The sequence below is a fragment of the Streptomyces rectiverticillatus genome, from assembly GCF_013394065.1.
In the GTDB taxonomy this organism is placed as follows: domain Bacteria; phylum Actinomycetota; class Actinomycetes; order Streptomycetales; family Streptomycetaceae; genus Streptomyces; species Streptomyces rectiverticillatus.
In genome coordinates this window covers 3,922,940-3,934,539 of sequence record NZ_CP040752.1, presented here as the reverse complement: position 1 = coordinate 3,934,539, position 11,600 = coordinate 3,922,940, and the positions used below count along the sequence as shown (strand labels likewise).

9 protein-coding genes and 1 pseudogene are annotated in these 11,600 nt (G+C 71.0%); 6 read left to right on the top strand and 4 right to left on the bottom strand.

Annotated elements, in window-relative coordinates:
• Positions 1-217: 217 nt before the first annotated feature.
• Positions 218-535: a hypothetical protein gene (locus FGW37_RS17040; protein ID WP_179081834.1), complete on the bottom strand. Its 318-nt coding sequence runs from the start codon at positions 533-535 to the stop codon at positions 218-220.
• Between the two features lie 397 nt (positions 536-932).
• A complete protein-coding gene (locus FGW37_RS17035; protein WP_179081833.1) occupies positions 933-1,583 on the bottom strand; it encodes a TetR/AcrR family transcriptional regulator in 651 nt (216 codons plus the stop codon).
• Between the two features lie 103 nt (positions 1,584-1,686).
• Between FGW37_RS17035 and FGW37_RS17030 the strand changes: the two genes are divergently transcribed.
• Positions 1,687-2,556, top strand: a complete 870-nt coding sequence (locus tag FGW37_RS17030) for a pyridoxamine 5'-phosphate oxidase family protein (RefSeq protein ID WP_179081832.1) — start codon at positions 1,687-1,689, stop codon at positions 2,554-2,556.
• 173 nt (positions 2,557-2,729) lie between these two features.
• Here FGW37_RS17030 and FGW37_RS17025 read toward each other — a convergent pair.
• Positions 2,730-3,536, bottom strand: a pseudogene (locus tag FGW37_RS17025) (putative protein N(5)-glutamine methyltransferase); the annotation flags it as partial.
• Positions 3,537-3,874: 338 nt separating this feature from the next.
• On the opposite strand from FGW37_RS17025, the gene FGW37_RS17020 reads away from it, so the two are divergent.
• From FGW37_RS17020 to FGW37_RS17005, 4 genes are all read left to right on the top strand, one after another.
• Positions 3,875-5,188, top strand: a complete 1,314-nt coding sequence (locus tag FGW37_RS17020) for an LmeA family phospholipid-binding protein (protein WP_179081830.1) — start codon at positions 3,875-3,877, stop codon at positions 5,186-5,188.
• 609 nt (positions 5,189-5,797) lie between these two features.
• The gene (locus FGW37_RS17015) at positions 5,798-6,592 is read left to right on the top strand and encodes a hypothetical protein (RefSeq protein WP_179081829.1); all 795 of its coding nucleotides are present in this window, start codon (positions 5,798-5,800) and stop codon (positions 6,590-6,592) included.
• 348 nt (positions 6,593-6,940) lie between these two features.
• A complete protein-coding gene (locus FGW37_RS17010) occupies positions 6,941-7,447 on the top strand; it encodes a carboxymuconolactone decarboxylase family protein (RefSeq protein ID WP_179081828.1) in 507 nt (168 codons plus the stop codon).
• A 158-nt stretch (positions 7,448-7,605) separates the two neighbouring features.
• Positions 7,606-8,850 carry a glycosyltransferase gene (locus tag FGW37_RS17005; protein WP_179081827.1) on the top strand — a complete coding sequence of 415 codons (1,245 nt, stop codon included), beginning with the start codon at positions 7,606-7,608 and terminating at the stop codon, positions 8,848-8,850.
• Positions 8,851-8,880: 30 nt separating this feature from the next.
• On the opposite strand, the gene FGW37_RS17000 is transcribed toward FGW37_RS17005, so the two are convergent.
• Complete coding sequence (locus FGW37_RS17000) at positions 8,881-9,669, bottom strand: TetR/AcrR family transcriptional regulator (RefSeq protein WP_179081826.1); 789 nt, start codon at positions 9,667-9,669, stop codon at positions 8,881-8,883.
• Between the two features lie 148 nt (positions 9,670-9,817).
• On the opposite strand from FGW37_RS17000, the gene FGW37_RS16995 reads away from it, so the two are divergent.
• Complete coding sequence (locus FGW37_RS16995; RefSeq protein ID WP_179081825.1) at positions 9,818-11,350, top strand: MFS transporter; 1,533 nt, start codon at positions 9,818-9,820, stop codon at positions 11,348-11,350.
• The last annotated feature ends 250 nt before the right edge of the window (positions 11,351-11,600 follow it).

Genomic DNA, 11,600 nt, shown 5'->3' with positions numbered 1-11,600 from the left:
GGTGTGGGCACGGGCACGCGGACCCCTCCTCGCAAGTTTTTCTGACTGTCCGTCAGATTTGCGGAAGGTGTCAAGGGGCCGGACATGGCTGCGCGACGGCACCCGAGTGCCGTCGCGCCACCATCACCAGCCCCAGTCCACGAAAAGCCGGTCACACCGGCAGGCAGCGTCGGTCGGCCGCGTCAGTCGGCCGGCTGTGCCGCCCCACCCCCAGGGGCTACCACATGTTGGTGAAGACCACCGAAACGTTGTCCTGGCGGATGACCGTGCGGGCAGGCCCGCTCACGCTCGCGGTGTTGCTCTGGTTCGAGGCACCGGTGCCGGTGGCCTGCTGCTGGCCCGTCGTGGAGTTCCCGTGGTTGGAGCCCCCGACGCCGCTCCCCACGACCGCCGCAGCAGCCGCGTTGGAACCGCGGTTGGCCACCTGGTTGCCGTTGCCGTCGTCATCGGCGTGGGCGACGCCGGAGAGGAGGACCGCCGCCACAGGCAGAGCGGCAGCAGTGGTGAGGACGCGAGCAGTGCGGGTGCTTGCCATTTCTATTCCTCCAGAACGAGAACGCTGAGCGGAACTACTGCCAGTAGACAGAACTACTGCACAGTGCCGAGCAGTTGGCCGACCGCCCGGCGAGGTTTTCGACGTCGCGCTCCGAGATTTGCCCACCGAATCCCCGGCGAACCACCCGTCCCTTCCTATTCCCTCGCAAGCATGACCACTCCCGAATAAACCCCCGCCACGCCTGCCAGCCCCCGGCCCGCGCCCCTCACAGAGCCCTTAGGACCCATGCACCACATGGGCAGAACCGTTCCGGCGAAATTCGGCCAATTCCGTAAACATGACCAAGCAGCGAACACCACAGAGGGCGTAAACGTGCAGGCAGCCGTCGCGCGGCGGGGCCGGCGGCCGGCAGGCGTGGCGGGGGCCGGGGCCGCGGTCAGCGGCCGCGGTCGGCCGGGGCGCGGTCGGCGGCGCGGTCGGCCGGGGCGCGGGCGGCCGGGTGGGCGCACGCCGCGTCGAGGAGGACTTCCGCCGCAGCCCGCGCATCGTGCCCGGCTGCAGGGTCCCCGTCGATCGCCGTGATCGTCGTGGCGCCCTCGATCAGGATCAGCAGGTGCCGGGCGAGGACCGCCGGCCGCCCGGCCCCCGCCCCGGCGAGCAGTTCCTCGAGCAGTTCGCGGTAGCGCGTCAGGTGGGCGCGGGGCAGCTGCCGCACCGGGCCGTCGAGGTGGCGCGTCTCCACGGCCGCGTTGATCACGGCGCAGCCGCAGTAGCCGTCGCGCGCGTACCAGCGGGTGAGCAGGTCGAAGAGGGCGAGCACGCGCTCGCGGCCGGCGGGCACGCCCTCCAGGTGGGTGGCCAGCCACCGGTGGATGTGCTCGCTGCGGTACTCCAGCACGGCCTCGACGAGGCCTTCCTTGGACCCGAAGTTGCGGTAGATCGTCAGCTTCGAGGCGCCCGCGTGCTGGGCGATCTCGTCCACCCCGACGGTGTGCACCCCGCGCTCGTAGAACAGCTGGACGGCACTGGCCAGCACGCGGGCCCGGGTCGCACGCGGGTCGATGGTCGCTCCCGGCTTCACTGGCATGCCGTCAGTCTAGGGCCGGCGGGCAGGAGACGGTACCGTACGGTACCGTCTCGTTCATGACGCCTCAACTCCGCTTCGCCGTTCCACGGTTAGGGGCCGCCGCATGACGTCCGCACCGCGCATACGTACGTTCCACGAGGGTGAGCGGGCCGTGCAGCGGACCGCCGGGGCCGACGACAGGGCGGCCCGGGTCGCGGGGATCCTCGGCGACCAGCTCTCCCCCGTCGCCGGGCTCTTCCTCTCCACCGTCTCGTGCGTGGCCCTGGGCACGGCCGACGCGGACGGCCGCATGTGGGCCACGGTCCTGACCGGTGAGGCCGGGTTCGTACAGACGGGGCCGAAGGCCGTACGCATCTGCGCCGCGCGCCCCGAAGGCGACCCCTGCGTGCCGGCGGGCCCGCTCGACCAGGTCGCCCTGATCGCCATGGACTTCGTACGCCGCCGCAGGTTCAGGGTCAACGGCCGCGTCCGCCGCTGGGACCCGTCCGTGATCGAAATGGACGTGGACGAGGCGTACGGAAACTGCCCGCGCCACATCCGGCAGCGCCTGGTGGACCCCGCCCCGTTCTCCCAGGGCCCGAAGACCACCCGGCTCACCCGGCTGACCGACTGGGAACACCGGTTCATCGCCCGCAGGGACACCCTGTTCATCGCCACCCGGCACCCCGAGGCCGGAGCCGACGTCTCCCACCGCGGCGGACCGGCGGGCTTCCTCCGGGTGACCGGCCCGGGGCGGGTCGAGCTGCCGGACTACTCGGGCAACGCCCTGTTCAACACGCTCGGCAACCTGTGGAGCCATCCCGGGGTCGGGCTGGTGCTGCCCGACTTCGCGACCGGGCAGACCGTACAGATCAGCGGCCGCGCGACCATCGACCACCGGCCGCCGCCGGAGCGGTGGGGACCGGAGGTCGAGAGGGTGGTGGGGATCGACGTGGAGCGGGTGGTCCGTACGACGACGGACCACCTGGGTTGAGCCGGCTCCCCGCGGGCGGCTTACAGGCTGAGTACGGCGCCGGCCCGCTCGCGCGCGGCCCCGACGCGCGCCGCTCCGGGGGCCTGCTCGGCCTCGGCGTGCGCGGCCCCGGTACGTACGGCCTCAGCGTGCGCGGCCCCGGCATGCGTGATCCGTGCCCGTCCGTCGCCCCCGGGCCTGGTCCCGACGACGACGGTCGCATCCAGCTCGTCGCACTCGACGACCCGCGTCACCAGCCCGCTCCCCACGAACGTCTCGACCGTCCGCGAGGCCTGCCGCTCACTCGTCTCGACCAGCAGGTGGCCGCCCGGCGCGAGCCAGGACGACGCTGCAGCGGCGACCCGCCGCTGTACGTCGAGCCCGTCCGAGCCGCCGTCCAGCGCGACCCGCGCCTCGTGGTCGCGGGCCTCGGTCGGCAGCAGGGCGATGGCTTCGGTGGGCACGTAGGGCGCGTTGGCGACGAGCACGTCTATGCGTCCGCGCAGCTCACCGGGGAGGGGCTCGTAGAGGTCTCCCTCGTAGACGACGCCGCTCGCGCCGATGTTCCGGCGGGCGCACTCCACGGCCGCGGGGTCGATGTCGGCGGCGTAGAGCTCGATGTCCTCCACCGCCGACGCCAGCGCGGCGCCCACCGCCCCGGAGCCGCAGCACAGGTCGACGACGACGGCGCGCGGAGAGCTGAGCGCGAGGGCCTGCCCGACGAGGAACTCCGTACGCCGCCGCGGTACGAAGACGCCTGCGTCCACGGCTATCCGCAGTCCGTAGAACTCCGCCCAGCCGACGACGTGTTCGAGAGGGAGGCCGGATGCGCGCTGCGCCACCATGCCGTCGAGCTCGTCGGCGTTGCGCGCCGCGGAGAGGATGAGCTCGGCCTCGTCCTCGGCGAAGACACAGCCGGCGGCCCGGAGCCTGGAAACGACGAGGGGAAAGGAGGCGGAGAAAGAGAAAGAAGAGGAAGAAGAGAAAGAGTCGTCGAACATGGAGAAGCCTTCCGGATCACCGAAGGGCGCTCTCGCGGCCGGCTAGAGAGAGGAAGCGACCGTACAACCAGGAGAAGAGAGCACCCAGCCTGCAACAGCGGTAATGGGTCTCACCTCCTAGGACGGTTTCCTGCCAACTGCGGCAACAGTACATGATCCGCAGGAGGCCGGGCGGTCCCTGACACCGGCCCTGACATCGGCCCTGACATCGGCCCGGACATCGGCCCGGACATCGGCCCGGACGCCGGGCGGGCTGCCGCGGGGGCAATGGCTCCGTTTTCGGACGTACTGCCGGTAGCGCTTGCGTTCCGGGGGATCGCGCGTGGTGGGATATGGCGATGCGAACCCCCACACGCATACCCTCCCGTCCCCCCAACCCCTATGACGAACTCGCGTCACTGGCCGACCCGGAGCCGGCCCCTGAACCGGCCTCTGATCCGACCTATGCTCCGGCCTCTGGTCCGCTCACCGAAGCGGGCTCCGAAGCAGTCTCCGACGGCCCCTCGCTGACGGACACACAGCCCCTCACGGTCCTGCCCCTCCAGCTCATCCACGGGGATTCCGACGAGGACGAGCCCTGGTCGCCGCCGAACCACCGCCGCGGAAAGCGCGGTCACCGCCGCCGCCGGAGCCCCCTTTCCGCCGCGCCCCGCACCGTCAAGCTGCTGATCACCCTCTCCCTCTGCGCCGGGATCCTGGTCCTGGCGGACCGCTGCGCACAGATGTACGCGGAGAAGAAGGCGCAGCAGAAGCTTCAGCAGGAGCTCCACTTGGCGGCCGCTCCCCAGGTGGACATCCACGGGTTCCCGTTCCTCACCCAGGTCCTGGAGAAGCGCCTCCAGCGCGTGGACGTCACCGTTCCGCACGTGGCCGCCGACCGCGTGTCGCTCGCGAAGGTCCACGCCAGCAGCCGCGACATCCAGCTGACCGGCAGCCTGCCGAGCGACATACGCGGCGCCGTCATCGGCGACCTGGAAGGCGAAGTCCTGCTGTCCTTCGCCGACATGAACCGCGAACTCGCCGCCTCGCAGATCACCTTCACCCGCCGCGCCGACCATACGATCGGCGCCGACGGAAAGCTGACCGTGGGCGGCCGGGAGCTGCGCGTACGGGCTCAGGTGCAGCTGCAGCTGAACGGAAGCCGCGGCCTGTCCACGGAGGTGGACGACATGAGCCTCGACGTGCCGGGCATCGCCACGTACCGCCCCGGCAAGGGCCGAGGGCTGACTCTGCACCGCGAGACGGCCGAGCGCATCAGCCGCGACGCGGCACGGGCGAAGGCGCTGTTCTCGGTTCCGGCGCTGGCGGAGCGGCTGGGCGTGTCGAAGCAGGACGCCGAGGCGGCCCTCAGGAACGAGGAGAAACTGCACCGCCTGACGGGCACCCCCCGCTTCGTCGAGAAGCTGACGCACGTCAATCTCATCGATGCGGCGATGGACAACCCGTGGCTGCTGAAGAAGCTCGGCATCGACCCGAAGCTGATCGGCGGCCTGATCCACATGCGTCCGCCGGAGCTCTCCGACCGGCTGACCTTCTCATTCTCCCTCCCCAAGGAAGCGCGCGACCTTCAACTCCGCGACGTGAGAGTCGAGAAGGACGGAATCCGGGCCACGCTGAGGGGCATGGAACTGCCGCTGGGCCGCACGCTGTAGAGCCGCATCAGCCACACCGGACCCACTCTTCCCGGTGCCCACAGGCTGGTTGACCAGCTGGCGATACAATCCCCGCCCGACGCAAGACAATTGCTCTCCCCGCGCGCTAGGCTTCCTGACGTAACACCCCTCCCAGGCTCCTACCTGGCCCGACCCGGGCCGGCAGCCCCGCCCGCCGGGGCTGAAGTTCCATCCAGGGAGGGTGGGAGTGGAAGAGCGCTCGCCGCCGGCCGGCGGCTTACGCCGATCCAGGATCCGCAGTACGGGGAGAAGTCTGAGGGCGGCTCATCGGGGCGCCCGCAGGTGGTTGGTCTCGCCTTCGGGCAGACGTGCACTCAGGTTCACCGGCGAGCTCTTGAAGTGGTACGCACGCTTCAAGGGGATCGACGTGGAGCTCTGGTGACGATCCCCTTGCAGCGGTGACATCCACACGGCCCGCCCCGACAGATTCCACCCTGGGGGCGGGTTCGTGCTGTTTGCCCGACACACTACGCCCGGGTCCCTCGACCGTCATGCTGCCTGTTTCGTTTCCGAAACAACGCTGGACAGACGGGTCAATGCGACTGCTGGTGTGAGACATTGGGCATTGTCTCGCGGGTTGGGGGGATTATGCCGGAGGAGCCGCGCCGGGCCGGACGCCGCGGCCGTCCATGGGGCCCGCTGCAGGGGGGTACCGCCGAGATCAACGAACTGGCCCGGCTGCTGCGCCACAGGCTCGATGCGGCGGGAGTGACCCTCGGCGAGCTCTACGACCAGCTCACCCCGGACCACTTCTCGATCGGGCACGCTCCACCCGCACGCTCCACGCTGGCCCGTCGGCTGTCCGGTGACGGCCTGGAGCGCGACTGGGAGATCGTCGAAGCGATCATCGACGTCACGTCGAACACCGCGGCGGAGATTGAGGTCGCCCGCCGGCAGGCCCAGCAGCTCTGGGAGGCGGCCCGGCGCAATCCGGCTCCGGCGCCACCGGACGCGGACGCCACCACGAAGGCGGCGGCGGGCGACGAGGTGGATGCACCGGCGGCCGCACCCGTCTCCTTCCAGGGCGCGACGTTCCACGGCGACGTTCACATCACCAACAACCACTACACCGGGGAAGAGACCCGGCAGCAGCAGCCGGACGGCGAAGCGCTCATCGAAGCACAGCGACAAGTCATCGACCTGCAGCGGGAACTGCTCGCATCGCACCGTCGCCTCCTCGAAGTGGCGGACCGGCTGAACCACTCCCACCTCGCGCTCGCCACGGTCATGCGCGTACTCGACGAGGCACCGTCGAGCCGGGTGGTGGACGGGCTGCGCAGGGAGGTGGCGGAGGCCCTGCAGCAATCCGCTCCCGAGGAAGCAGCATCCGCTTTGGAGGCGCTGCACCGAACGGGTGAACAGCCGGCGGGACCGGGCTCGTAGCCCCGGCCGGTGGAGCAGCATTCCGCCATGAACGCTGGTCGGAACGGCCCTCCTCTGGTCAGGTGCCCGCACTGCCGCAACCCCATGTGGTGGGACGTGACGTACCCGTACAAGCCCGCGTGGTACTGCTCGGTGTGCACGTACCCCCCGGACCGGCAGCGAAGTGCCCACGCCGCGCCGCCCCGCTGTCCGGAGGGCTGTGCCAGTGCCGTGATCCAGACCGGGGACGACGGCGCCAAGACGTTCGTCTGCCACCGCAAATAAAAAGTTCGCCCCGTCCGTCACACTCCCCCGTCGCCATCCGTCAGTGCAGTGAAAAGCGATGGTGAAGTCCTAAGGGAGGCAACGATGGAAGCACGTGCGATCACCGCTGAGGTTCCGGCGAGCCCGCGGATGGCCGTGGACCCCCTGGAGCTCGTCCCCGAGCTGGCCGAGGTGTCGGCGGCTCTGTTCAAGGCCACCGGCAACCGCTCGGTGCCGCGGACCACGATCAGCCTGCTCCAGCTGCGTGCCGGCCAGATCGTCGGCAACACGTACCTGACCGTCCTGCACACGGGTTTCCTGCGCAAGGCCGGGGAGTCGGAGGAGCGGATCACCGCGGTGGCGTCCTGGCAGGACGCGCCCTGCTTCACCGCTGCCGAGCGCGCCGCGCTGGCTCTGGTGGAGGCCGTCCTCCAGCCCTCCGCACACGGCGAGCGGGTCTCCGACGAGCTCTACGCCCAAGTGGCCGAGCACTACGAGCCCAAGGCGCTCGCCACCCTGATGATCGCGATCGGCCAGGTCAACTTCTTCATCCCCGTGGCCCTCATCGCCAAGCCCGTCCCCGGCCGGGCGTTCAACGAGCCGTGGAACTGAGGCGGGTCGTGGAACTGAGACGGGCCTGAGGCAGGCCGTGGAACTCAGGCGGGCCGACTAGGCGCGGCCGGGCGTGGCCGATTCCCCATGGCCACGCCCCACCACCCCTATAGTTTGTCCCGTTTCGATCCGCCCCTGCCCACAAGGAAGTCGGCGTCATGCACGTCCTGTTCGTCACCAGCGGCTCCACAGGTGATGTCGCGCCGTTCACCGGCCTCGGGGTCCGTCTGCAGCAGGCGGGCCATGCCGTGACCGTGGCCACCCACGAGCGCTTCGCCGGCCTGATCCGCGCCTGCGGGCTGGGCTTCCGCCGCCTCCCCCTGGACCCCAGGGAGATGCACGAAGCGTGCGCGCAGAGGCTGTCCGGCCGCACGGACGGCCCCCTGGGTACGCTCATGGTCGCCAAACAGGGAACCGCTTACACGGCCGACCTCGCACACGGCATCCTCCAGGCGGTACGGCAGGGCGCGGACGTCGTCGTCGCCTCCGGGCAGACGGCGCTGCTGGCCAAGGCGGTGGCCGACTGCCTGGGCATGCCCAGTACGGGTGCGCTGCTGCAACCCGTCGCCCCGACCGGAGCCTTCGCACCGATGGCGCTCGGGCGTCGCTCCGCCGGGCGCATCGGCAACCGTCTCATCTCCGGTGCTCTCTGGCGGGCGTTCCACCATCAAGCCGCGTCGACCGCCCGGTGGGTGAGGGCGGAGCTCGGACTGCCGCCGCTGAGCCGGACCGCGCGCCGGCGCCCGGCCGGGAACTGGCCGATCTGGTACGGCTTCAGCCCGCACGTCGTCCCGCGCCCGGGCGACTGGTCCCCCGAGCACCGGGTGGCGGGCTACTGGTGGCCCGAAGAGACCAGCGTCTGGCAGCCGGACCCGCGGCTGGCCGACTTCCTCGCCGCCGGGCCGCCGCCGGTCTTCATCGGTTTCGGCAGCACGCCTTCGCCGGACAGCGAGCAACTGTCGGCCGTGTGCACCGAGGCGCTGCGCCGGGCCGGGGTCCGGGGCGTGGTGCAGGCCGGGTGGTCAGGGCTGGCGGCCGAAAGCGACGACATCCTGACCGTGGGAGAGGTGTCCCACCGGTGGCTCTTTCCCCGCACCGCGGCCGTGGTGCACCACGCCGGTGGCGGCACCACGGCGGCCGGCCTGCGCGCCGGCGTGCCGGCGGTCCCGGTGCCCGCCTTCTACGACCAGCCCTTCTGGTCCGCCCGGCTCCGCTCCCTCGGCGTCGCGCCCGGAGTCCTGCCGATGGCGGACCTGACGGCGGACGGCCTCGCAGCCCTCATCACCCGCGCGGTCCGCGAACCGGCCTGGCGCTCGCGGGCCGCCGAACTGCGCACCGCACTCGCCGCCGAGGACGGCACGGCCCCCGTCGTCGAAGCCGTCGAAGCACTGGCCGCCCGGTAAACCCGGCCGGCGCCTCCTCCGGATCTCAGGTCACTCCACGGGCGGCGGCCCGGCTGCCGGGAGGCGCAGCGCCAAGCCGTCGAGCATGGCCTCCAGCCCGTAGACGAACTTTTCGTCGCGCATGCCGACCGGGTCGAACCCCTCGGCTGCGGCTCCGACGGCTCCGACGGCTTCGGCGGTTTCGGCGTAGGCCTCGGTCAGGTTGTCGTGGGCCGCGGCGGCCTGCTGGGCGTCGGGCATGAGGCGGGCGATGAGGCCGGCCTCCGTCTCTCCGGACCGGGCCACCGTGGTCAGCCAGGCCGCCTCGGCGCTGCTCATGCCCATCACGTACGCGATGAGGGTGTCGATCGCCCGGGTGGGTTCGGGGAAGCCCGCCTTGATGAACAGGGCCGCCAGCCGGTTGGAGAAGGACATCAGGTTGGGGCCCAGGTAGGCCAGGCCGGCCTGGCCCAGCACCGAGGACAGCCACGGGTGGCGCAGGGCCGTCGCGCGGAAGGACGCGGCGGCCCGGGCGGCCGCCGTCCGCCAGTCTGCGGAATCGGCGGAGTCGGCGGGCGGTACGACCATCTCCCCGAAGACCTCGTCCACGGCGAGCTCCATCAGCTCGTCCTTGGTGGCGACATGGCGGTACAGGGAGGTCGCCCCGGCGTTCAGCCGGGCGGCCAGCTTCCGCATGCTCAGGGCCTCGATGCCGTCGGCGTCCAGCATCACGATCGCCTCCCGGACGATCGCCTCCTGGGACAGCCCGGGCTGTTCCGCGGTGCGCGGTCGGCGGGTCCAGACGGAGGGAATGGGCTGCGGCTTCTTGTCAGCGGCCATCGGCTCGCTCCTTTGCGTACGTCGTGCGCATTCAGCGTACAGGGTTCATGGGTTGCGAACGGTGTACGCATCAGCGTACGGTGTGCGCAACGCACGGAACAGTGTGCGCATCGCCGGAACGGCGTGCGCAACCCGAAAGGAAAGCCCGATGGCAGCCGCAGTCGCAGGGGCCGAGACCCGTAGTCCGCATCGCTGGTGGATCCTGATCGTGCTGTGCCTCAGCACGCTGGTCCTGGTGGTCGACAGCATGGCGCTGACCGTCGCCGTGCCGGCCATGACCGAGGACCTCGGGGCGAGCCCCCAGCAGATCCAGTGGATCCTCGACTCCTACGTGCTGGTCTTCGCCGGCCTGCTGCTGACCTCGGGAAGCCTCGGTGACCGCTTCGGCCGCCGGAAGGTGATGATCATCGGTCTGCTGCTCTTCGGGGCGGCGTCGCTGGCCGCGGTGTTCTGCACCACTCCGGGTGAGGTCATAGCCGTCCGCGTGGCCATGGGCGTCGGCGGTGCGCTGATCATGCCGTCCACGCTGTCGATCCTGATCACGGTCTTCGACGAGGAGGAGCGCCCTAAGGCGATGGCGGCCTGGGGCTCGGTGTCGATGCTCGGCCTGGTCGGCAGCCCGGTCCTCGGCGGTGTCCTGATCGACCGCTTCTCCTGGCACTCGATCTTCTTCATCAACGTCCCGGTCGTCGTCCTGGCCGTGGTGGCCGCTCTGCTGCTGATGCCCGAGTCCAAGGCCCCCTGGCAGAAGCCCGACCCGCTGGGCGCCGTCCTCTCCGCCGTCGGCATGACCGCCCTGGTCTGGTGGATCGTCGAGATCCCGCAGCACGGCGCCTTCGAGGGCCGCGGGCTGGTCACCCTCGCCGTCGCCGTCGCCTCCCTGGCCGGCTTCGTGGTCTGGGAGAACACCACCGCCTCGCCGATGGTCCCGCTGGTCCTCTTCAAGCACCGCAACTTCACCGGCGGTTCGATCTCACTGGCCCTGGTCCAGATCGGCAACGGCGGCCTGCTCCTGGTCCTCACCCAGTACCTCCAGTCGGTCCTCGGCTACTCCCCGGTCAAGGCCGGCCTGGCGTTCACCCCGCTGGCCGTGGCCGCGCTGATCGGCAACGGCGCCGGCGCCAAGCTCGCCACCAAGGTCGGTTACCGCTGGCTGATCCTGGCCGGCATGCTCCTGATGGCGGCCTCCTTCGGCCTGCTGACCACCGTCACCACCGACAGCGGCTTCACCGTCCCGTCGGTCGCCCTCGGCCTGCTCGGTCTCGGCGCCGGTATGGCCATGCCGGCTGCCGTGGGCGCCCTGATGGCGACCATCCCGGCCGACAAGGCGGGCGTCGGCTCCGCTCTGAACGACACCATCCAGCAGGCCGGCACCGCCCTCGGCATCGCCATCCTCGGCTCGCTGCTCACCAGCACCTTCTCCGCGGAGATGCCGGCGGGCGCCCCCGAACAGGCCAAGCAGTCGATCAACGGTGCGCTGTCCGTCGCTCAGGGCGACGCGGGCCTGGTCCAGGCCGCCAAGGACGCCTTCACCGCCTCGATGTCCACCACTCTCACCTTCAGCGCGATCGGCGTCCTGGCCGCCGCACTGCTCGCCGTGGTGGTCATGCGCAACGACAAGGCCGGGACCCCGGCCGAGGACGCCACCGCCCCCGAGAAGGAAACCGCCCCGGCCGCCTGACCGAACCGCTTCCCCGCCCCTGCACCCCCTGCACGCTGCTGCACACCGCTCCGCGCCACGAGGCCGGCACCCTTTGCGGGTGCCGGCCTGAGCCGCTTCCGCCCCGGTTGCGGCCGGAGCCGAGCAACCGCCATGCGGCTAGGCCCTGTCCGGCGGATCACGTGACCGTTCCAGGCTCGGCTCGTTGGCATGGACATGGGGCGGGGGGATCTGTCGAACTCGGAATGGGCGCGGCTACGCCCGCATCTGC

Excerpts from the sequence above, each read along its gene's own strand:
- FGW37_RS17040 (WP_179081834.1), bottom strand. The coding sequence starts at position 535 with ATGGCAAGCACCCGCACTGCTCGCGTCCTCACCACTGCTGCCGCTCTG.
- FGW37_RS17035 (WP_179081833.1), bottom strand. The coding sequence starts at position 1,583 with ATGCCAGTGAAGCCGGGAGCGACCATCGACCCGCGTGCGACCCGGGCC.
- FGW37_RS17030 (WP_179081832.1), top strand. The coding sequence starts at position 1,687 with ATGACGTCCGCACCGCGCATACGTACGTTCCACGAGGGTGAGCGGGCC.
- FGW37_RS17020 (WP_179081830.1), top strand. The coding sequence starts at position 3,875 with ATGCGAACCCCCACACGCATACCCTCCCGTCCCCCCAACCCCTATGAC.
- FGW37_RS17015 (WP_179081829.1), top strand. The coding sequence starts at position 5,798 with ATGCCGGAGGAGCCGCGCCGGGCCGGACGCCGCGGCCGTCCATGGGGC.
- FGW37_RS17010 (WP_179081828.1), top strand. The coding sequence starts at position 6,941 with ATGGAAGCACGTGCGATCACCGCTGAGGTTCCGGCGAGCCCGCGGATG.
- FGW37_RS17005 (WP_179081827.1), top strand. The coding sequence starts at position 7,606 with ATGCACGTCCTGTTCGTCACCAGCGGCTCCACAGGTGATGTCGCGCCG.
- FGW37_RS17000 (WP_179081826.1), bottom strand. The coding sequence starts at position 9,669 with ATGGCCGCTGACAAGAAGCCGCAGCCCATTCCCTCCGTCTGGACCCGC.
- FGW37_RS16995 (WP_179081825.1), top strand. The coding sequence starts at position 9,818 with ATGGCAGCCGCAGTCGCAGGGGCCGAGACCCGTAGTCCGCATCGCTGG.